The following is a 19,593-nucleotide window of genomic DNA, read 5'->3' on the forward strand; positions in this document are numbered from 1 at the left end:
ACCTCCTCAGACGACGTGCACGCGCGGCACGTACATCAGCCACCGGCCCCCGGCCCGCCGGAACTCCCGCTCCTTGCTCATGATCTCTTCGGCGTGGTTCCACGCGAACAGCAGCGCGTAGTCGGGGTAGGGCCGCGCGAACTCGCCGGGCGGCCGCACCGGGATGTGCTTGCCGGGCGTGACCAGCCCCTGCTTGGCGGGCGTGGTGTCGCAGATGAACGGCACCAGGTCCGGTCCGATGTCGCAGAAGTTCAGCAGGGTGGCGCTCTTGGCGGTGGCGGCGTAGCCGACGACGCGGCTGCCGTCCCGGCGCAGCGCGGTCAGCATGGCGACCAGCTCGTCGCGGACGCGCGCGGTGCGGGTCGCGAAGCCGCGCAGCACCGCCTCGTCGGTGAGCCCCCGGGAGCGTTCCTCCTCCAGCAGTTCGGCCACGGCCGCGGCCGGACGGCGCGCACCGGCCCGCGCCAGGGTGTAGCGGACCTGGCCGCCGTGGACGGGAAGCCGCTCGACGTCCACCAGCTCGAACCCGAACCGGCCGGCGGCCGCCCGCACCGAACGCGCGGAGAACAGATAGAAGTGCTCGTCGTAGATCTGGTCGAACGCCGTCCTGGCCAGGACGTCGCCCAGGTAGGGGTCCTCGAACACGAAGACGCCGCCGGGCGCCAGCAGCGCGTCCACGCCCCGCAGAACCGAGTCCAGATAGGGGATGTGGCAGACGGTGTTCGCCGCGTAGACGACGTCGGCGGGTCCCTCGGCCTCGGCCGCCCGCGCGGCCGTGGCCTCCTCGAAGAACTCCCCGCGCACCCGCACCCCGGCCGCGCGCGCCGCCTCGGCGACGTCACCGGACGGCTCGAACCCCAGATGCCGCACGCCCGCGCGGCGGATCGTCCGCAGCATGACGCCGTCATTGCAGCCGATCTCGACGACGAACGGATCGGGGCCGGTCAGCTCGGTTTCGAGGAACCGCTCGGCCACGGCGGTGAAGTGCCCGGTCATCGCGCGCGACCCGGAGGAGCGGAACGGGTAGCCCTCGTGGAACATCTCCTCGCGCGGGATCTCCTGGCAGAGCTGCACCATCGTGCACGAACCGCACTGCCCCACGGCCAGCCGGAAGAAGACCTCCGGGGAGCCGTCGGCCGGGTCCCGGAACCGCTGGGAGATCGGCTGCGCACCCAGGTCGAGAAACGCCTCCACGACGCCGCCGCACACGCGGCACGCGACGGTGTCACCGACATGCCCGATCACGCTCACTCCTCGACCACCCGCGACTACGTCAGGTGATAGTTTCACTACTCGGCGTCGCCGCCCGCACTAGCGTGACGGCGACGGCCCCCTCACCCCCTCCGGGGCGGTTCACGGCCCGGCGATTCGCCGGCATCGGACGAGGATGAGATGACGACACGCGTGTGGGACTACCTGCCGGAGTACGGGCAGGAGAAGGCGGACCTGCTGGACGCGGTGACGACCGTGTTCGAGTCCGGCCGGCTGGTGCTCGGGGAGAGCGTCCGGAACTTCGAGGCCGAGTTCGCCGACCACCACGGCGTGGCGTACTGCACCGGCGTCGACAACGGCACCAACGCCATCACGCTGGCGCTGCGCGCGCTGGGGGTCGGCCCCGGCGACGAGGTGATCACGGTGTCGAACACGGCCGCGCCCACCATGGTCGCCATCGTGGCGGCGGGCGCCGTCCCGGTGTTCGTCGACGTCCGCGAGGACGACTTCCTCATGGACACCGGCCAGGTGGAGGCCGCCGTCACCGCGCGCACCCGGGCGCTGCTGCCCGTTCACCTGTACGGGCAGTGCGTCGACATGGCCCCGCTGCGGCGGCTGGCCGACCGGCACGGCCTGGTCGTCCTGGAGGACTGCGCCCAGGCCCACGGCGCTCGCCACCACGGCCGGCTCGCCGGATCGATGGGCGACGCGGCCGCGTTCTCCTTCTACCCCACCAAGGTGCTGGGCGCGTACGGCGACGGCGGGGCCGTGCTGACCGGTGACGGGGGCGTCGACCGCGCCCTGCGGCAGTTGCGCTACTACGGCATGGCCGACGACGCCTACTACGTCGTGCGGACGCCCGGGCACAACTCCCGGCTGGACGAGGTGCAGGCCGAGATCCTCCGGCGGAAGCTGCGGCGGCTGGAGGGCTACATCGCGGGACGGCGCGCGGTGGCGCGCCGGTACGCCGAGGGGCTGGGCGACCTGGCCGGGACGGAGGGGCTCGTCCTGCCGTCCACCGCCGAGGGCAACGAGCACGTGTATTACCTGTACGTGGTGCGGCATCCCCGCCGCGACGACATCCTCGAACGGCTGCGGGCGTACGACATCGCGCTGAACGTCAGTTACCGGTGGCCGGTGCACACCATGAGCGGGTTCGCGCACCTGGGATACACCAGGGGCGCGCTGCCGGTGACCGAGCGGCTGGCGGAGGAGATCTTCTCGCTGCCCATGTACCCGTCCCTGCCGCGGAGCCTGCAGGACAAGGTGATCCGCGCGCTGCGGGACGTGCTCGCCACGCTGTGACCGCGGTCGGGCGGTCAGCCGCCCGCCATGGGGGCGATGAGCGTCACCGTGCTGCCGTCCGCCACCACGGTGCCGGCGCGCCGGTCGCGCGGGACCAGTTCGTCGTCGACGCAGACGTTGACGTACATGAGCGGTTCGCCGTCGGGCCCCAGCACCCGGTCGCGGCAGTCCGGACGCTCGGCGGCGAACCGCTTGACGACCTCCGCGAGCGGGCCGGCGGCGGTCTGGAACCGCGTCGTCCCGTCCGCCGTCCACACCATCGGCACGATGATCGTCACCATGAGAGCGCTCCTGGGCCGGGGATCGAACCGAGGGGCCGGTCGCGGGGGCCGGTGTCGTCGCTTGCGCAGCGGAAGCCGACCGCGAAACTCGACCACCCGGTGGGGTCGCCGTGCAGGCGTTCGGTGCAGCGGGCCTGGTAGCGGAAGTTCATCCAGGATCCGCCGCGGATGACGCGGTAGCGTCCCAGCGCCGCCCGCAGCGCGGGATCGCAGTCGGCCGTCCGGCCGTACAGGTGCGACGTGGTCGCCGTCCATTCGTACACGTTGCCCGCCATATCGGCGCATCCGAAAACACTGTCGCCGGCGGGCGAGAAAGCCCCGACCGGGGTGGTCAACGGCATCGGGCCGTCTCGTTCACGGATTCCGCGCCACCATTCCCGCCATGCGGTGAGGGTGGTGAGCGTTCCGGCGTGGAATTCGGCGGTGTTGGCGTTGTGGGCGTTCCAGTCGTCACCCCAGGGCCAAATGCGGAATTCATGGCCGCGGGCGGCGAGTTCCCACTCGGCCTCCGTCGGCAGCCGTTTTCCGGCCCATCGGGCGTAGGCGTCGGCGTCGTTCCAGGAGACGTTGACGACCGGGTGGTCGTGTTGTCCTTCGACCGCCGTTCCGTGCCCGGCCGGCGCACGCCAGGTGACGCCCTCGCGTTCGGTCCACCGCCGCTCGTAGAGCATGCCGAACCCGCGGCGTTCGGCGTCGGTCACGTAGCCGGTGCTGCGGACGAACTCGGCGAACTCCCCCACGGTGACCGGGTGCCGGTCGATCCGGTAGGCGGGCAGCGTCCGGGCGAACCGGGGGGTCTCGTCGGCGAACCAGCGCCGCGGCAACGGCTGGTCGGACCGCTCCAGCCAGTCGAGCATCCAGGAGGGGGACCCCTGCAGGAACGACCCGCCGGGAATACGCGACATTTTCTCCACAAATCCTCCACTTTATCGATTCGGCGTCCCGTCGTGCCATTCTCTTTGCGCTTGCCGAGACTATGAGGGGGGGAGCGGAACGCCCATCGATTAGTGGGCGAGAGAACACTCACCCGCGAGAGATGTTGATCTTCAAGCGCCGTGGCGCGACCGGAACAAGAGGCCGACAACGCGATCTTTGATGATCGCTGGACGCGATTGACCGTGCACATTGGGTCATCTACGCTCGCGACCATGCCACTCCCCACCGAACCGATCGGCAGCATTCCGCGTCCCGCCGAACTGCTGGACGCGGCGCCGTCCGAGCTGGCCGCCGCCCAGGAGAAGGCCGTCCGCGACACCATCCGGCGGCTCGAAGAGCTCGGCTCGCCGGTCGTCACCGACGGCGAGCAGTCCAAGCCGAGTTTCGCCACCTACCCGATCGCCGGGCTCGACGGCCTGGCCCCCGACGGCGCGGTCATCCCGTTCGCCGACGGCCACCGGCGGCAGCTGCCGAGGCTGACCGCCGGGCCGTTCCGTTACGCCGCCCGTGCCGAGGAGTACCTGCGGGTCGCGCGGCGGCACGCGAACGTCCCGGTGAAGCAGGCGGTGATCGCTCCGTCCGCGCTGAGCCTGCTCTACCCGGCCGACGGCATCGACGGGTACCCGCGCGAGCGGTTCCTGGCCGACCTGGCCGACGAGGCCGAGGCGGACATCCGCGGCTGCCTGGACGGCGGTGCGCACGTCGTCCAGCTCGACTTCACCGAGGGGCGGCTGTCGCTCAAGCTCGACCCGAGCGGCGGGGTGCTGGACGACTTCGTCGCCCTCAACAACAGCGTGCTGGAGCGTTTCACCCCCGAGGAGCGGGCGCGGATCGGCGTGCACACCTGCCCGGGCGGCGACCAGGACTCCACGCACAGCCTCGACGTCGACTACGCGGGGCTGCTGCCCAAGTTGTTCCAGCTCAAGGCGGGCAACTTCTACCTGCAGCTCGCCAGCGAGCCCGACCCCGACAAGACCCTCGCCGTCGCGGCCGAGCACCTGCCCGCCGACGCGCGGATCTTCGTCGGCGTGACCGACCCGGTCGACCCCCGGGTCGAGACGGCCGAGCAGGTCCGCGACCGGGTGCTGGCCGCGGCCCGTCACCTGCCCGTCGACCGGCTGGGCACCTGCGACGACTGCGGGTTCTCCCCCTTCGCCGACGACGTGTCCACTTCCCGTGAGACCGCGTTCGCCAAGATCGGGGCACGGCTGGAGGGCACCGCGCTGGCCTCGGCGCGACTGGGGATCTGAGCGGTCGCCGCACTCTCCGCGGAATTGCGCGGGGCCGCACGGCAATCCGACTCGGCAGTTTCCGAGAAGACCCCTGCCCGAATCCGCGCCGATACTCGACGACGTCGGCGGAAAACCGGATTGGGCGTCCATGGGCTCCATGGGCGCGCGGAGTTGGGGAATTGCCGGATGTCATTGCGGAGTGCGTTGCGCTGGGCGGCCGAGGACCGGGCGGCGGAGATGCTCGAACGGCTGGAAGAACTGGTGTCGTGCGAGTCGCCGCCCGGTTCGGCCCCGCATCTGCGGGCGTGCGCCGACCTGCTGTCCGGCTGGGGCCGCGCGGTGCTGGGCCGGGAGCCGCGGCGGATCGTCCGGGACGGGGTGCCGCACCTGCTGTGGCCGGCGGCCGACCAGCGGGTGCTGCTGCTCGGCCACTTCGACACCGTCTGGCCCGCGGGCACGATCGAGCGGTGGCCGTTCGCCGTCGACGGCGGGATCGCCACCGGTCCGGGCGTGTGCGACATGAAGTCCGGCATCGTGCAGATGCTGGCGGCCCTGGCGCTGCTGGACGACACCTCGCACGTCGGCGTGCTGCTGACCGGCGACGAGGAGAGCGGTTCGGTGACCTCGCGTCCCCTCATCGAGGCCGAGGCCCGGCGGTCGGGGGCCGTGCTGGTGTGCGAGCCGAGCACGCCGTCCGGTGAGCTGAAGGTGGCGCGTAAGGGAGGGTCGGCCTACCGGCTCGTCGTCCACGGCAGGGCGTCCCACGCCGGGGTCGAGCCGCACGCGGGCGTCAACGCCACCGTGGAGGTCGCCCACCAGATCCTCGCCGTCCGCGAGCTGGCGGCGGCCGCGCGCGGCACCAGCGTCACGCCCACGGCGCTGAGCAGCGGCACCACGTCCAACACGGTGCCCGAGCGGGCCGTCCTCGCCATCGACGTGCGGTCATGGACGGGCGCGGAGCTCGACCGCGTGGACCGGATGATCCGCCGGTCCGCGCCTCGCCTTCCGGAGGCGCGGCTGAGCCTGGAGGGCGGCGTGAACCGGTACCCGCTGACCGAGGACATGGCGCGGGGGCTGCTGGCGGCGGCCCGCGAGGCGGCCAAGGAGCTCGGTCTCGAGCCGCCCGGGGGCGCGCACGCGGCCGGCGCCTCGGACGCCAACTTCACCGGCGCGCTGGGCGTGCCGACCCTGGACGGTCTCGGCGGCGTCGGCGGCGGCGCGCACGCGCGCAGCGAATACGTCGACGTGCGGCGCATGCCCGAACGCGCCGCCCTGCTCGCGGGACTGGTCGGCCGTCTCGTCCGCACGCCTTTGCGAAAAGCCCGAACGCCGTAGCGCGTCCGCGCCCTAAGCTGAGGCGCATGGTCGCGGATGATCAAGCCCGCCGGTTCGGTGTGGAAGAGGAATTCCTTGTCGTCGACCGGCGGACACGGGAAACCGTGGCACGCGCCGGGACGGTTCTCCGGCAGGCCGAAAAGGAACTCGGTTCCTGGGTCGGCGGGGAGATCACCGAAATTCAGCTGGAAGGCCGGACCACGCCCTGTGTCACGGCCGCCGAGGCGGCGGGGCAGCTCGCGCGCAACCGCGCGACGCTGGCCGCGGCGGCGGAGGAGGAGGGGCTGGGTGTCATCGCCAGCGGCACGCCGGTGCTGGACGCGTCCATCCCGTCTCCGATCACCGAGGGGCCCCGGCAGGACCGGGGCAACGCGACGTTCCGGGGCCTGCACCACGAGCTGAACATCTGCGCCCTGCACGTCCACGTCGAACTGCCGGACCGGGAGCGGGCGGTGCTGGTGAGCAACCACCTGCGGCCGTACCTGCCGGTGCTGATCGCGCTGGCGGCCAACTCCCCGTTCTGGCGCGGCCTGGACACCGGGTACGCCAGCTGGCGCACCCTGCTGTGGAACCGCTGGCCGGTGGCCGGCCCGCCGCCGTACCTCCGTTCGGCCGCGCACTACGACGAGCTGGTCGCCACGCTGCTGGAGGCCGAGGCGCTGGTGGACGACGGCACGATCTTCTGGGACGTGCGGCCGTCGGCGCGGCTGCCGACGCTGGAGGTCCGGGTGGCGGACGTGCCGATCACCGCCGAGGAGTCGGCGGCGCTGGCCGCGCTGGTGCGCGGTTTGGTGGTCAGCGTGCTGCCCTGGGTCGACCGGGGCGACCCCGGGCCCGAGCTACAGCCGGAGTTCATGCGGCTCGCCTACTGGCGCGCGGCCCGCGACGGCATGGCCGGTTCGGGCGTCGACGTGCTGACCGGCCGTCCCGTCCCCGCGCGAGAGCTGGCCCGGCGGCTGTTGGAGACGGCACGCCCCGGCCTGGAGGAGCACGGTGACCTGCGCCGCGTCACCGCGTGGCTGGACGGGCTGGCCGAACACGGCGACGGCGCGACCCGGCAGCGCCGGGCCGCCCGCGACGGCCGGCTCACCGACGTCGTCGACGATCTGATCCGGCGGACCGCACCGATCGGCGAGACCGGTGTGCCCGACGCGCAGAACAGCATGACGACGTAAGGCGTCCCCGGGGCGCCGCCGTGATACTGGAGACGCCGCGACGATGGGAGGCGTTTCGATGACCGAGGTGGCACCGGCCCGGACGGTTCCGCTGCCCTTCCGGCAGGTCCCGCGGGTGGAGGGCGTGCGCGCCGCGCGGGCGTTCAGCGAGGTGATGGCGACCCGGCGGTCCGTGCGGGAGTTCTCCCCCGAGCCGGTCCCGGAGGAGGTGATCGAGACGGCGATCCGGGCGGCGGCGAGCGCGCCGAGCGGCGCCAACGTGCAGCCCTGGCGGTTCGTCGTGATCACCGATCCCGAGCGCAAGCGCAGGCTGCGGCTGGCCGCCGAGGCCGAGGAGCGCGAGTTCTACGGCCGCCGCGCCTCGCGGGAGTGGCTGGACGCGCTCGGCCCGATCGGCACCGACTGGCACAAGCCGTTCCTGGAGATCGCGCCGGTGCTGATCGTGGTGTTCGAGGTGCACCAGGGCCCGCACAGCCCGAAGCCCTACTACGTCAAGGAGTCGGTGGGCATCGCGGTCGGGCTGCTGATCGCGGCGCTGCACCACGCGGGGCTGGCGACGCTCACCCACACCCCGAGCCCGATGCGGTTCCTCAACGAGATCTGCGATCGGCCGCGGGAGGAACGTCCCTACGTGCTCATGCCGGTCGGTTATCCGGCGCCCGGCGCGCGGGTGCCCGACCTGACGCGCAAGCCCCTCGACGAGGTGATGGTCCGGTGCTGATGCTCAGCCCGGCAGCTGCTTGGCGAAGTACTCCTCCAGGGGGGCGACGTGCCGGTCGGGGCGGCGCCATTCGGCCAGCAGATCTTCCAGCAGGTGCAGCTCGTCGACGAGCTCCCCGTCCCGGTACCGGCGGATGACGGGGTGGATGAACGCGCTCTCCGCGGCGCGGTCCGGCTGCGGGTGCCGTTCGATGGCGAAGACGTCGCCGTACTCGTCGCGTCCCCAGCGGAGCGTGACGGTGTAGAGGTCGCCGAACCGGTCGGCCGCGTAGTCCTCGGGCAGGTCGATGTAGTGCCGCAGGCCGCCCGAGGCCGGGTCGGGCACCAGGGCGTCGCACAGGTACTCGAACTGCGTCCACAGCGCCGAGCTCCAGTTCACCCGGTCCAGCACGAGCCGGGTCAGCGCCTCCGGCTCGGCCGGCACCGTGTCGTAGGACAGCGGGACGTCGTCGTAGCGTTCGCGCAGCAGCCTGGTCAGCGTCCGCAGGTTGTAGCGGAAGCCGTCGATGAACGCCGATGAGGCGCGTTTGAAGTCGCGGGCCTGGGCGATCGTCCCGGCGAAGTACAGGTCGTCGACGTTGGCGGACTGCCAGTCGGGACGCAGCGACGGCATGCGGCCGTCGCGTTCGGTCACCGGCGCGCAGGAGGCGTCGAAGATGCCGGTGTCCATGCGGAAGCCGGTGCAGCGGAGCACCGTGTCGTAGCGCAGCAGCGCCTGCTCGCCGTCGGCGTGGGTGTAGGTGATCCGCACGTCGTACCCGTCGGCGTCGCGGCGGATCTCGTCGATCGTGCAGTCCAGCACCGAGTGCAGTGTCTTGAACTGGTAGCTGTCGAGCAGCGCGCCGTACTGGCCGCGCACGTCGCCGGGGTGCTTGCTGTTCCAGGCCAGTTTCAGCGGGCGGCGGCTGGCCAGGTGCACCATCGCGGCGTGGCCGAGCATGGCGTGCGCGGTCTCGAACGCCGAGTTGCCCTTGCCGATGATCAGCACGCGCTTGCCCGCGTACTCCTCGGGCTCGATGCTCATGTCCTCGTAGCCGACGGCGTGCTCGATGCCGGGGATGTCGGGGATGAACGGCGCGCCCCACCCGGCGGCGACGATGACGCACCGGGCGTGCAGCACGCCCGCCGGTGTGTGCAGGACGAATCCTTCCGGTGTCCGCTCGATCCGTTCGACCGCCGTTTCGAAGCGGACGTTCAAATCGTGGAAACGCCGGAAGTCCTCCAGGTAACGGACCAGGTCGTCGGCGTGCGGCAGGTATTCGCCGCTGTACTCGGGGAACATCAGCGCGGGCGCGTCGTTGAGCAGGGAGTTCCAGTCCCAGCGCAGCTTGATCTCGGGATCGGTGCTGGTGGTGTGCACCTTGTTCAGCGAGATCAGGCGCCGGTGGCGGGGGTAGCGGCGGAAGAAGGCCGCCGGTTCGGCGCCGCGTTCGAGGGTGAGGTAGTCGGCGCCCTCCCGGTGCAGGTAGTAGCTCAGCTGAAGGCCCGCCGGACCCGCTCCGACGATGACGTACCGATGGTTTCCGATGATCATGAAATGATCTTAAACCACCGGATAACAGTGTCATATGGTCAAGCCGACCATTCGTCCCAACAAGGTCATCGCATGATCGAAATACGGGGCGCGATTGTCGATGGCGTTGTCGAACTGGCCGAACAGTTCGAAGCTCACCGTTCCGAACAGCCCGGCCCAGGCGGTCAGGGCGCGCGCGGCGACCTCGTCGGGGACGTCCATCCGCACGTGCCCGCGCGTGCGTTCCAGGTCGGCGCGCAGCTCGTCCGGGAGCGGCGGGCACGGGCCCGCCGGCTCCAGCGCTCCCGCCTCGTACGCCTCGGTCACGATGCGCGCGAACACCACCGTGTCGCGCATGGCGGCGGAGACGGTGTCCTGCGGCGCCTTGTAACCGGGCACGGGCGACCCGTAGAGCAGGGCGTACTCGTGCGGGTGGGCCAGCGCCCACTCCCGGACGGCCCGGCAGACCGCCAGCCACCGCTCCCCGTACGGACGTCCGCGGGCCTGCTCGTCGGCGCGTTCGACGGCCTCGCCCACCGCGTTGTAGCCGTCGATGATCAACGCGGTGAGCAGGTCGTCGCGGCTCGGGAAGTAGCGGTAGATCGCCGAGGAGACCATGCCCATCTCGCGGGCGACCGCGCGCAGCGACAGGCCCGCGGCCCCCTCGGTGGCCAGCTGCCGGCGGGCGATCTCGGTGATCTCGCGGGTCAGCTCCGCCCGCACCCGTGCCCGCGCCGTGCCCGCCCTGGTCATCGCCGTCCCCTTCCCGCCGTCCGCTCACGGTGGGACCGAGGCTATCAGAGCGGCGCATCAAAACGAGAGCAGTGCTCTTGACGAGCGTCGCTCACATGAGAGAGCATTGCTCTCGCAACGGACTTCTGATCTCCCCTGGAAGGGAAACACCGTGGGAAAGCACGTCATCGTCGGAGCGGGACAGGTCGGCGGGCACCTGGCGGACCTGCTCGTCCGCGAGGGGCACGACGTCACCGTGGTGACGCGGTCGGGGTCGGGCCCGGACGGCGTCCGCAAGGTCGCCGCGGACGCCGCCGACCGGGAGCGGCTGACCGAGGTCACGCGGGGCGCCGACGTTCTCTACAACTGCATGAACCCGCGCTACCACGAGTGGGCGGCGGTGTGGCCGCCGGTCTCGGCTTCGCTGCTGGGCACCGCCGAGGACACGGGCGCGGTACTGGTGACGCTGGGCAACCTGTACGGGTACGGGCCGGTGGACGTGCCGATGACCGAGGATCTGCCCCTGGCGGCCACCGACACCAAGGGCCGGATACGCGCCCGGATGTGGGAGGACATGCTCGCCTCCCACCGGGCCGGACGTGCCCGCGTGACCGAGGTGCGCGGTTCGGACTTCTACGGCCCCGGCAGCAGCGACCAGGCGTACATCGGCACCGACCGCTTCGTCCGGCCCCTGCTGGCGGGCAAGCGCGTCGCGTTCATCAGCGATCCCGACATCCCGCACAGCTGGACGTACCTGCCGGACGTCGCGCACGCTCTGGCCGTGGCGGGCACGGACGAGCGCGCGTGGGGCCGCGCCTGGCACATCCCCACCGCCCCGGCGTTCACGCCCCGAACGTTCGCCGAACGGCTGTGCAAAACCGCCGGCGCCCCGGCACCGCGCATCACGCGGGTGCCGCGCCCGGTCTTCAACGCGATCGGGGTCGTCTCTCCGATGATGCGGGAGCTGCGCAGCACGCGCTACCAGTTCGATCGCCCGTACATCCTCGACTCCTCGGCCTTCGAGACCACCTTCGGCCTCCGCCCGACCTCGATGGACGACGCCGTGAAGGCGGTCATCGCCGCCGCCTGACGACCGGCCGTTATAACGCACGATTCCGGCGACACGCTATGATCTCTGCCCGCCAGGCCGAATGGCGTGCCGAGGTTATAAGACAGCGGTCGGGACGGGGAGCGGATGAGGCGGTCGGCGGAGGCCATCCCGGCCATGAGCGGGACGCTCGGACGCGGCCGGACGGCGGCGCTGCTGACGCACTCGGTGATCACCCAGGCGGTCACGTTCGTGCTGCGGCCCACCATGTCGTACCGCGCGATCGAACTGGACGTGCCCGCGGCCGGGCTCGGCGCCCTGGCCGCCGCCTTCGCCCTGGCCCCGCTGTTCCTGGCGCTGCCCGCCGGGCAGCTGACCGACCGCGTCGGCGAACGCCGGGTGATGACCGGCGGAGCGGCCCTGCTGACCGGCTCCTGCCTGGCCTTCCTGCTGGCCGGGGACACCGTCGGCGGGCTGGTCGCGGCGGCCATGCTGCTGGGCACCGGGCATCTGGGCTGCGTGGTCGGCCAACAGGCGCTGGTCGCCAACACCGCCGTCCGGGGCGCCCACGACACCGCCTTCGGCTACTACACCTTCGCCGCGTCGCTGGGGCAGTCGGCCGGCCCGGTGCTGATCACCGTGCTCGGCGGCCGGCGCGACATCCCCGACACCGGGCGCATCTTCGCCTGGACGTGCGCGGTGTCGGCCGTGCTGATCGTGCTGTCCCTCGCGTTGACCAGCACCGGCCGGGCCCCGGCGGAGGCGCGGCGGGAGGGGCCGCGGACCCGGACGCTGCTGCGCCTGCCCGGCCTGCCGCACGCGCTGCTGACCAGTTGCGTGGTGCTGTCCGCCGTGGACATCACGCTGGCCTACCTGCCCGCGCTGGGGGCCGAGCGCGGCCTGTCGTCCGGCACCGTGGGCGTGCTCCTCACGCTGCGCGGGCTGGCCTCCATGGGATCGCGGTTCTTCCTGGGACGGCTCAGCGGCGCGCTCGGCCGCCGCCGCCTGCTGGTGGTCAGCACCGTGGCGGCGGCGCTCGCGCTGGGCCTGGCCCCGCTGTCCTCGCCGGTGTGGCTGCTGGGCGCGCTGCTGGTCGTCGCCGGGTTCGGGCTGGGCGTCGGGCAGCCGCTCACCATGTCCTGGCTGGCCGAGTCCGCTCCCCCGGGGCTGCGCGGCCGCGCCATGTCGCTGCGTCTACTCGGCAACCGCACCGGGCAGATCGTGCTGCCCAGCGCCGCCGGCCTGCTCGCGGCGGGTCTGGGGGCGGGCGGCGTCCTGTACGCGACGGCACTGGGCCTGGGCTGGGCCGGTCTGGCCGCGCGCCGCCTTCCCGTGGACGCCCCGCGCCCGCCGGACCGGTGAGGTCAGCGGGCAGGGCAGGGCACGGCGGGCGGGGCGCGGCGCGGCCGGGAGTCCGCGGGGCAAATGAGCGATAATCGCTGTGATGTCCGACATCTCCGTCGAGGAGGATGTTCCGTGACCGGCAGCGACACGCCCCCACCCGAAGGCCCGGGCTCGGGGCACCCCAAGATCGACACGACCGTGCCGCACTCGGCGCGCATCTGGAACTACTGGCTCGGCGGCAAGGACAACTATCCCGTGGACCGGGCGGCGGGCGAGGCGTTCCGGCAGATCTACCCGGGCATCACCGACCTGGCCCGGGGCTCGCGCTACTTCCTCGGGCGGGTGGTGCGCTTCCTGGCGGGCGAGGCCGGCATACGGCAGTTCCTGGACATCGGCACCGGCCTGCCGACCGTCGACAACACCCACGAGATCGCCCAGCGGGTGGCCCCCGAGTCGCGGATCGTCTACGTCGACAACGACCCGCTGGTGCTGATGCACGCCAACGCGCTGCTGACCAGCAGCGCCGAGGGGGTCACCAGTTACATCGAGGCCGACCTGCGCGACCCCGCCACCATCATCCGCGAGGCCGCCAGGACGCTCGACCTGGGCCGGCCGGTCGCGCTGATCCTCATGCAGATCCTCGGCCATGTCGGCAACGCGGGCGACGACGAGGAGGCGCGGTCGATCGTCCGGCGCCTGATGGACGCCCTGCCGTCCGGCAGCTACCTGGCGATCAACGACAGCGCCGACACCAACCCGGCGAACGTCGAGGCCACCCGCCGCTACAACGAGGGCGGCGCCGTGCCGTACCACCTGCGGCGTCCCGAGCAGATCGCGCGCCTGTTCGAGGGGCTGGAGCTCGTCGAACCCGGCGTCGTGCCCATCAACGACTGGCGTCCCGACCCGAGCCCCTTCGAGACGCCCTCCGACGAGGGAGTCCTCGGCGGCGTCGCCCGCAAGCCCTGACCCGCCGCCCGCGCCTTTCGCCCTCCTCCCCGGCCTGACGGCCGGAACCCTCGACGCGGGCCGACGTGTACCGGTTACGATAATGATTATCATTTTGTCGAGACCGTGATCGTCGTGGCCCCCGGCCGCCACCCGCGAACCCCGAGGAGAGACACATGACCACCGTCCGCGAGCTGGCGGAGATCTGGGCCGAGCTGCTCGGCATGGACCCCGGCGCGATCGACGAGGACGCGAGCTTCCTGCGGCTCGGCGGCGACTCGGTGCTCGCCGTGCGCATGTCGGCGCTGGTGCGAAGGCGGCTGTCGGTGGAGCTGGCGCTGTCGGACGTGACCGTCGAGATCACCCTGTCGGGGCTGGCCGACCTCGTCGCGCGGCGCGGCCGGGACGGCGCCGCCGCGCGGGCCCTGCCGGTGGAGATCGAGCATCGCGCCGACCCGGACGCCCCGTTCCCGCTCATGCCGCTGCAGCAGGGGTATTTCGTCGGCCAGCATGACGGCTGGGAGCTGTCGTACGACTCGGCGCACTTCTACGCCGACATGGCGCTGACCGGCGTCGACGCCGAGGAGGCCGAGGAGACGCTGGCGGACGCCCTGTACCGGCTGGCGCTGCACCAGCCGACGCTGCGGGCCCGGATCACCCCGGACGGCATGCAGTACGTCCTGCCGCCCGACGCGCCCGGCGCGATCCCGCGGCCCCGGGTCCTCGACCTGCGCGCGGCGGACGACACCGACGTCCGCGCCGCGCTGGAGGCGGTGCGCGCCGAGATGGCGACGACCGGCCCGAACCCGCTGACCGGCCCGGGGCTGGACGTGCGGCTCAGCCTGCTGCCCGGCGGGCGGGGCCGGCTGCACACCGCGATGAGCCTGATCTCGATGGACGGCTGGTCGGCCACGGTGCTCAACCGGGAGCTGCTGACGCTCGCCGCCGACTGGAACGCCGTCCTCGCGCCGCTGGAGGTCGACTTCGGCGACTACGTCACGTCGGTCGGGCGGCTGCGCCGGACCGAACTGTGGGCCGCCGACCGCGACTGGTGGTGGGAACGGCTGGACGACGCGCCCTCCCCGCCCGCGCTCCCCCTGCGCACCGACCCCCGCGACGTGGCGCCGACGCTGATGGACACCCGCGAGGCCAGGCTCGACGCGGCGCGCTGGACGGCGTTGCGCGAGCAGTGCGCCGCGCACGAGGTCACCCCGTCGGCCGCGATGCTCACCGCGTTCGCCGTCGTCCTGGCCCGCTGGGCGGGGCACCGCCGCATGCTGCTCAACACCCTGCAGCTCAACCGGCTGCCGCTGCACCCCGACATCCACCGCACGATCGGCGCGTTCGCCTCGACCATGCTCGTGCCCGTCGCGCTCGGCACGGGCCGGACGTTCGCCGAGCTGGCGGCCGCCCAGCAGCGCACGTTCGGCGAGCACGCCGCGCACAACCTGATCTCCGGGGTGGAGGTGTCACGGGAACTGGCCCGCCGGCGCGGCACCACCCGGCCGGTCGCGCCCGTGGTGTTCCAGAGCACCCTGGGCATGGACGCGGCCATCGGCGAACGCCAGGCCCGGTCGGCCGGTCCGCTCGGCACGCTCGACTTCGACGACTTCTACCACCAGCTCCGCACCCCGCAGGTGGCGCTGGAGGCGCGGTTCTGGGAGATGGGCGAGGAGATGGCCGTCGCGTTCTCGCTGGTGGCCGAGCTGTTCGAGCCGCGGGAGGTCGGCGCGGCGTTCGGCGGCCTGGTGGCGCTGATCGAGACGCTGGCCGACGGCGCCGGCTGGGAACGCGTGATCGACCTGCCGACCGCGTCGGAGCCGGACGGGGCTGGCGGCGGTTCGGTCCTGAGCGGCGGCGGCCCGGCCCGAGGCGACGCGGTCCGAGGCGACGCGGTCCGAGGCGACGCGGTCCGAGGCGGCGGGGACGAGACGGCGGGTCCGCCTCGCGACGAGCTGGAGCAGCGGATCGCGCTGCTGTGGGAGGAGATCCTCGACGTCCCCGTCCTCGACCGCGCCACGCCGTTCTTCACCCTCGGCGGGGACTCGCTGCTGGCCGTGCGGGCCCTGGCCAGGCTGGCGAAGGACGTCGGCGTGGCGGTGCGGGTGCGCCGGTTCCTGGACGCGCCGACCGTGGCCGGGCTGGCGGCCGCCGTCCGCGAGCAGGGGTTCGGCGGATGACGACGATCGGTGTGCTCGGGGGTTCCGGGGCGGTCGGCCGGGTCGTCGTCGACCGGCTGGCCGCCTGGGAGCCGGGCGGCAGGCTGCGCGTCGGCGGGCGCGACCCGCGGCGAGCGGCCGCGGCATGCGCGCAGGTGACCGGGGCCGGTGCCGAGCCGGTGCGCGTGGAACTCAACGACGACGCCGAGCTGCGCGCGTTCTGCACCGGCTGCGACGTGGTCGTCAACTGCGCGGGACCGTCGTACCAGGTGCTCGACCGGGTGGCACGGGCGGCGCTGGCGGCCGGGGCGCATTACGTCGACGCGGCGGGCGACGTGGTGGCCGCCGACGCGCTGTGCGACGGACACGCCCCCGGCCTGGGCGACCGCGCCGCGCTCTTCTCCGCGGGGCTGATGCCGGGGCTGTCCGGGCTGCTGCCCCGCCTGCTCGCGGTGGACGGGCCGCCGCCGTCCCGGCTGGACGTGTACGTCGGCGGGGCCGTCGCGATCGGCCCGGTGTCGGCGGTGGACGCGCTGCTGACGCGAGGCCCCCGGTTCGGCACGGCGCTGGCCGCCTGGCGGCACGGTGCGGTCGCGCCGAACGCGCTGCGCCCGCTGCGGTCGGTGGCGCTGCCGGGGTTCCGGGGCCGGGTGCACGCCTGGCCGTTCCTGTCGGCGGAGGCGTCCCGGCTCGCCGCCGACCTTGGCGTGGACGAGCTGCGCAACTACACCGTCTACGTCACCGACGCGATCCCGCATGCGCTCGCCGTGGCCTGGGCCGACGAGGACGCGCCGCCCGAACGGCACGTTCCGGCGGTGGTGGCCGCAGCCGAGGCCGACCTGGCCGCCACCGGTCCCTACTACACGATGCTGTTCCAGGCCGTGCACCGCGACCCCGCACCGGGGCGTGCGCGCCGCCTCGTCCTGCGCACCCCCGACTCCTACGCGCTGAGCGGAGTGGTCGCGGCACTGGCCGCCCGCGACGTGCTCGCCGGGCGGATCCCGCCCGGCGTCCACTTCGCCGCCGACGTGCTGGACCCCCGCCGGACCCTGACCCGGCTGACCGGCGACCCGCTGGTCACCGGAGTCGAGCTGACCTGACCGACCCCAGAAACCGACCCCGAGAGCAGAAGGGCCCCACTCATGACCGACGAGGCGGCCAGGGCGGACCGCGGACTGGGTTACGCCGTCAACGCCCCCTACTACGACCTGATCCTTCCCCTCGCCCACTGGGACGCCGTCGCGGCGGCCCTCGCCGGCGTGCTGCGGAACGCGCGCCGCGTCGCTGAGATCGGCGCCGGGACCGGCCACTTCACCGAGGCCATGCTGGGCTTCCTGCCGCCCGAGGCGGAGATCTTCGCGATCGAGCCGACCCGTGCGATGCGGGCGGCCCTGGTGACCCGGCTGGCGCGGCTGCCGGAGCCGGCCGCGCGGCGGGTGACCGTGCTGCCCGAGGAGGCGGTCGGCGCCGCGCAGACCGGCGGTGTCGACGCGGTCGTCCTGCTCAATGTGATCATGCACTTCGGCCCGGCCGAGCGGGCGCGGCTGTGGCGCAGGTGGGCGGACGCGCTGGAACCGGGCGGGCTGCTGGTCGTCGAGGCGCAGCACCCGCAGAAGGCCGAGCCGGTACCGCCCACCGAGGTCCCCGGCCGCTCGCTCGGCCGGCACCGGTACGAGACGGTGACGCGGGCGGACGTCATCGGCGACGACATGATCCGCTGGGTGAACGCGTACCGGACGTGGGAGGGCGACCGCCTGGTCCGGGAGGAGGTCGCCGCGTTCGACTGCCACGTCATCTCCGACGAGCGGCTGGCCGAGGAGCTGTCGGCCGCCGGGCTCACGCCCGTGCCGGACGTCCCGGAGCGGCTGCGCGTGTGGCGACGCTGAGATCCCCGGGATCAGCGCGCCCGGGGCGCCGCGGCGAGCACCCGCCGCAGCGCCGCCAGCACGGCGTGCCGGCGCGGCACCAGGTAGAAGTGGTCGCCCGGGAAGATCTCGACACGCGTCCGCGCCCGGGTGGCGTGCCGCCAGCCTGCCGCCTCGGCCGGGGTGAGGTCGGGGTCCCGGTCGCCGAGGAACACGGTGACCGGGCAGTCCAGCGGGGGCAGCGGCCGGGGCCGGTAGGTCTCGATCAGCCGGTAGTCCGCCCGCACGTACGCGAGGATCAGCGCGCGCAGGCCGGGATCGGCCAGCACCGCCGGGTCGGTCGCGCCGAGGCGCATCAGCTCGGCGTACAGGTCGTCGTCATCGCCCCGGTGCACGTCGCCGCCCTTCTCGTCGTGCGGCGCCTCGCGCGCGGACGCCACCAGGTGCACCGGCCCGCGCAGGCCGCGCCGCCGCGCCTCCTGGGCGACCTCGTAGGCCACGGTCGCGCCCATGCTGTGCCCGAACAGCGCGTACGGGCGGTCCGCGACGGCCGCGACGGCGTCGGTGAGCGCGGCGACCAGCTCGTCCATGTCGCGCGGCATCGGGTCGGCGATCCGGTCCTCGCGTCCGGGGTACTGGACGGCGAGCAGCTCGACGTCCGGCGGCAGCAGCTCGGCCCACCCGAGGAACGCCGCGGCGCCGCCTCCGCCGTGCGGGACGCAGATCAGGCGCAGCCCGGCGTCCGGGCGCGGCAGGAAGCGGCGCAGCCACGGGCCGCCCGGTTCGTCGACGTCGACCAAGATCCCCTCCTCATCTTCCGCATATGATAATCGTTTTCACATGGAGTCCGGCATGTACGACGTGATCGTGGTGGGCGGCGGGCCCGCGGGGCTGAGCGCCGCCCTGGTGTTCGGGCGGCAGCGCCGCCGCGTCCTGGTGGTCGACGGGGGCCGCGTGCGCAACGCCCCCGCGACGGAGATGCACATGTACCTGAGCCGCGACGGCTTCCCGCCCGCCCGGCTGCTGGCGATCGGCCGCGAGGAACTGGCCGCCTACCCGTCGGTGGAGGTCCGTCCCGGCACCGTCGTGACGGCCCGGGGCGTCAAGGACGACTTCGAGATCGAGCTGGCCGACGGCGCCCGCGAACGCGCGCGGCGCCTGGTGCTGGCCACCGGCCAGGTCGACGAGCCGTACGACATCCCCGGCCTGGCCGAACGGTTCGGCAGCGGCGTCTTCCACTGCCCGTTCTGCCACGGCTGGGAGACCAGCGGGCTGTCGCTCGCCGTCCTCGGCGCCACCCCGCCGGAGGCGATGCTCGCGCTGTACGTCGCCGACCGGTTCAGCGACGACGTGGTGCTGTGCACCAACGGCCCGCTGGACCTGCCCGAACAGATCGTCAAGAAGCTGGACGAACGCGGCCTGACCGTCCGGTCCGAGCCCGTCGCCGAGGTCGCGGGCGAGCCGGGCGACATGACGATCCGGTTCGCCGGCGGCGGCGTCCTGCGCCGCCAGGCCGTCTACCACCGCGCCCCCACCCGGCAGCACTCCGACCTGGCGGCACAACTCGGCTGCGAGATCCTGGACGACGGCACGGTACGCGTCAACGAACTGCAGGAGACCACCGTGCCGGGCGTCGCCGCCGCGGGCGACACCGCCAAGCTCCCGGCCGTGCCGGACGCCGCCACCCTCGTCTCGCTGGGGGCCGCCGACGGCGTCCGGGCCGCGCTGTGGATGGAAGGCGACCTGTTCCGCTCCAGCCTGGGTCTCCCGTCCTCCTGACACACGACGCCT

The 19,593-nt window shown here is 73.1% G+C and carries 18 protein-coding genes; 12 read left to right on the forward strand and 6 right to left on the reverse strand.

Annotation, left to right across the window (positions count from 1 at the left end; translation table 11 throughout):
• Nucleotides 1–6: 6 nt before the first annotated feature.
• Nucleotides 7–1,242, reverse strand: coding sequence for a class I SAM-dependent methyltransferase (locus tag ABZ801_RS23890; RefSeq protein WP_360701904.1), 1,236 nt, complete (start codon nucleotides 1,240–1,242; stop codon nucleotides 7–9).
• A gap of 150 nt (nucleotides 1,243–1,392) precedes the next feature.
• On the opposite strand from ABZ801_RS23890, the gene ABZ801_RS23895 reads away from it, so the two are divergent.
• A complete protein-coding gene (locus ABZ801_RS23895; protein ID WP_360701419.1) occupies nucleotides 1,393–2,517 on the forward strand; it encodes a DegT/DnrJ/EryC1/StrS family aminotransferase in 1,125 nt (374 codons plus the stop codon).
• 14 nt (nucleotides 2,518–2,531) lie between these two features.
• Here ABZ801_RS23895 and ABZ801_RS23900 read toward each other — a convergent pair whose 3' ends face one another.
• Both ABZ801_RS23900 and ABZ801_RS23905 read right to left on the reverse strand, forming a co-directional pair.
• Nucleotides 2,532–2,798: a MoaD/ThiS family protein gene (locus ABZ801_RS23900; protein WP_360701422.1), complete on the reverse strand. Its 267-nt coding sequence runs from the start codon at nucleotides 2,796–2,798 to the stop codon at nucleotides 2,532–2,534.
• Nucleotides 2,792–3,703, reverse strand: a complete 912-nt coding sequence (locus tag ABZ801_RS23905) for an SUMF1/EgtB/PvdO family nonheme iron enzyme (protein WP_360701425.1) — start codon at nucleotides 3,701–3,703, stop codon at nucleotides 2,792–2,794. Before ABZ801_RS23905 ends, ABZ801_RS23900 begins: the two co-directional genes overlap by 7 nt.
• 243 nt (nucleotides 3,704–3,946) lie before the next feature.
• Here ABZ801_RS23905 and ABZ801_RS23910 point away from each other — a divergent pair, with 243 nt between their 5' ends.
• The 4 genes from ABZ801_RS23910 (at nucleotide 3,947) to ABZ801_RS23925 (ending at nucleotide 8,197) form a co-directional block, all read left to right on the forward strand.
• Nucleotides 3,947–4,984, forward strand: a complete 1,038-nt coding sequence (locus tag ABZ801_RS23910) for a cobalamin-independent methionine synthase II family protein (protein ID WP_360701428.1) — start codon at nucleotides 3,947–3,949, stop codon at nucleotides 4,982–4,984.
• 168 nt (nucleotides 4,985–5,152) lie between these two features.
• Nucleotides 5,153–6,301 carry a M20 family metallopeptidase gene (locus tag ABZ801_RS23915; protein WP_360701431.1) on the forward strand — a complete coding sequence of 383 codons (1,149 nt, stop codon included), beginning with the start codon at nucleotides 5,153–5,155 and terminating at the stop codon, nucleotides 6,299–6,301.
• 26 nt (nucleotides 6,302–6,327) lie between these two features.
• The gene (locus ABZ801_RS23920; RefSeq protein WP_360701433.1) at nucleotides 6,328–7,476 is read left to right on the forward strand and encodes a glutamate--cysteine ligase; all 1,149 of its coding nucleotides are present in this window, start codon (nucleotides 6,328–6,330) and stop codon (nucleotides 7,474–7,476) included.
• A gap of 58 nt (nucleotides 7,477–7,534) precedes the next feature.
• Nucleotides 7,535–8,197, forward strand: coding sequence for a nitroreductase family protein (locus ABZ801_RS23925; RefSeq protein ID WP_360701436.1), 663 nt, complete (start codon nucleotides 7,535–7,537; stop codon nucleotides 8,195–8,197).
• Between the two features lie 3 nt (nucleotides 8,198–8,200).
• On the opposite strand, the gene ABZ801_RS23930 is transcribed toward ABZ801_RS23925, so the two are convergent.
• Complete coding sequence (locus ABZ801_RS23930; RefSeq protein ID WP_360701439.1) at nucleotides 8,201–9,730, reverse strand: NAD(P)-binding domain-containing protein; 1,530 nt, start codon at nucleotides 9,728–9,730, stop codon at nucleotides 8,201–8,203.
• Nucleotides 9,731–9,760: 30 nt separating this feature from the next.
• Entirely contained in the window at nucleotides 9,761–10,462 is a 702-nt protein-coding gene (locus ABZ801_RS23935) for a TetR/AcrR family transcriptional regulator (RefSeq protein WP_360701442.1), read from the reverse strand.
• Between the two features lie 151 nt (nucleotides 10,463–10,613).
• Between ABZ801_RS23935 and ABZ801_RS23940 the strand changes: the two genes are divergently transcribed.
• From ABZ801_RS23940 to ABZ801_RS23965, 6 genes are all read left to right on the forward strand, one after another.
• The gene (locus ABZ801_RS23940) at nucleotides 10,614–11,531 is read left to right on the forward strand and encodes an NAD-dependent epimerase/dehydratase family protein (RefSeq protein ID WP_360701445.1); all 918 of its coding nucleotides are present in this window, start codon (nucleotides 10,614–10,616) and stop codon (nucleotides 11,529–11,531) included.
• Between the two features lie 105 nt (nucleotides 11,532–11,636).
• Nucleotides 11,637–12,851 carry an MFS transporter gene (locus tag ABZ801_RS23945; protein ID WP_360701448.1) on the forward strand — a complete coding sequence of 405 codons (1,215 nt, stop codon included), beginning with the start codon at nucleotides 11,637–11,639 and terminating at the stop codon, nucleotides 12,849–12,851.
• 114 nt (nucleotides 12,852–12,965) lie between these two features.
• Nucleotides 12,966–13,799, forward strand: a complete 834-nt coding sequence (locus ABZ801_RS23950; RefSeq protein ID WP_360701450.1) for an SAM-dependent methyltransferase — start codon at nucleotides 12,966–12,968, stop codon at nucleotides 13,797–13,799.
• 155 nt (nucleotides 13,800–13,954) lie between these two features.
• Nucleotides 13,955–15,958 (forward strand): phosphopantetheine-binding protein, encoded by a 2,004-nt coding sequence (locus tag ABZ801_RS23955; RefSeq protein WP_360701453.1) that lies wholly within the window; start codon nucleotides 13,955–13,957, stop codon nucleotides 15,956–15,958.
• Complete coding sequence (locus tag ABZ801_RS23960) at nucleotides 15,955–17,037, forward strand: saccharopine dehydrogenase NADP-binding domain-containing protein (protein WP_360701455.1); 1,083 nt, start codon at nucleotides 15,955–15,957, stop codon at nucleotides 17,035–17,037. Before ABZ801_RS23955 ends, ABZ801_RS23960 begins: the two co-directional genes overlap by 4 nt.
• Nucleotides 17,038–17,079: 42 nt before the next feature.
• Nucleotides 17,080–17,823, forward strand: a complete 744-nt coding sequence (locus tag ABZ801_RS23965) for a class I SAM-dependent methyltransferase (protein ID WP_360701458.1) — start codon at nucleotides 17,080–17,082, stop codon at nucleotides 17,821–17,823.
• Nucleotides 17,824–17,834: 11 nt separating this feature from the next.
• On the opposite strand, the gene ABZ801_RS23970 is transcribed toward ABZ801_RS23965, so the two are convergent.
• Entirely contained in the window at nucleotides 17,835–18,602 is a 768-nt protein-coding gene (locus ABZ801_RS23970; RefSeq protein WP_360701461.1) for an alpha/beta fold hydrolase, read from the reverse strand.
• A 40-nt stretch (nucleotides 18,603–18,642) separates the two neighbouring features.
• On the opposite strand from ABZ801_RS23970, the gene ABZ801_RS23975 reads away from it, so the two are divergent.
• On the forward strand, nucleotides 18,643–19,581 hold the full coding sequence (locus ABZ801_RS23975; protein WP_360701464.1) for an NAD(P)/FAD-dependent oxidoreductase: 939 nt from the start codon (nucleotides 18,643–18,645) through the stop codon (nucleotides 19,579–19,581).
• The last annotated feature ends 12 nt before the right edge of the window (nucleotides 19,582–19,593 follow it).

It is taken from the genome of Actinomadura sp. NPDC047616 (assembly GCF_040642915.1).
GTDB lineage: Bacteria > Actinomycetota > Actinomycetes > Streptosporangiales > Streptosporangiaceae > Spirillospora > Spirillospora miaoliensis.

What these genes read in the sequence shown, in the direction of transcription:
- ABZ801_RS23895 (WP_360701419.1), top strand. Translation starts at nt 1,393, where the DNA reads ATGACGACACGCGTGTGGGACTACCTGCCGGAGTACGGGCAGGAGAAG.
- ABZ801_RS23900 (WP_360701422.1), bottom strand. Translation starts at nt 2,798, where the DNA reads ATGGTGACGATCATCGTGCCGATGGTGTGGACGGCGGACGGGACGACG.
- ABZ801_RS23905 (WP_360701425.1), bottom strand. Translation starts at nt 3,703, where the DNA reads ATGTCGCGTATTCCCGGCGGGTCGTTCCTGCAGGGGTCCCCCTCCTGG.
- ABZ801_RS23910 (WP_360701428.1), top strand. Translation starts at nt 3,947, where the DNA reads ATGCCACTCCCCACCGAACCGATCGGCAGCATTCCGCGTCCCGCCGAA.
- ABZ801_RS23915 (WP_360701431.1), top strand. Translation starts at nt 5,153, where the DNA reads ATGTCATTGCGGAGTGCGTTGCGCTGGGCGGCCGAGGACCGGGCGGCG.
- ABZ801_RS23920 (WP_360701433.1), top strand. Translation starts at nt 6,328, where the DNA reads ATGGTCGCGGATGATCAAGCCCGCCGGTTCGGTGTGGAAGAGGAATTC.
- ABZ801_RS23925 (WP_360701436.1), top strand. Translation starts at nt 7,535, where the DNA reads ATGACCGAGGTGGCACCGGCCCGGACGGTTCCGCTGCCCTTCCGGCAG.
- ABZ801_RS23930 (WP_360701439.1), bottom strand. Translation starts at nt 9,730, where the DNA reads ATGATCATCGGAAACCATCGGTACGTCATCGTCGGAGCGGGTCCGGCG.
- ABZ801_RS23935 (WP_360701442.1), bottom strand. Translation starts at nt 10,462, where the DNA reads ATGACCAGGGCGGGCACGGCGCGGGCACGGGTGCGGGCGGAGCTGACC.
- ABZ801_RS23945 (WP_360701448.1), top strand. Translation starts at nt 11,637, where the DNA reads ATGAGGCGGTCGGCGGAGGCCATCCCGGCCATGAGCGGGACGCTCGGA.
- ABZ801_RS23955 (WP_360701453.1), top strand. Translation starts at nt 13,955, where the DNA reads ATGACCACCGTCCGCGAGCTGGCGGAGATCTGGGCCGAGCTGCTCGGC.
- ABZ801_RS23960 (WP_360701455.1), top strand. Translation starts at nt 15,955, where the DNA reads ATGACGACGATCGGTGTGCTCGGGGGTTCCGGGGCGGTCGGCCGGGTC.
- ABZ801_RS23965 (WP_360701458.1), top strand. Translation starts at nt 17,080, where the DNA reads ATGACCGACGAGGCGGCCAGGGCGGACCGCGGACTGGGTTACGCCGTC.
- ABZ801_RS23975 (WP_360701464.1), top strand. Translation starts at nt 18,643, where the DNA reads ATGGAGTCCGGCATGTACGACGTGATCGTGGTGGGCGGCGGGCCCGCG.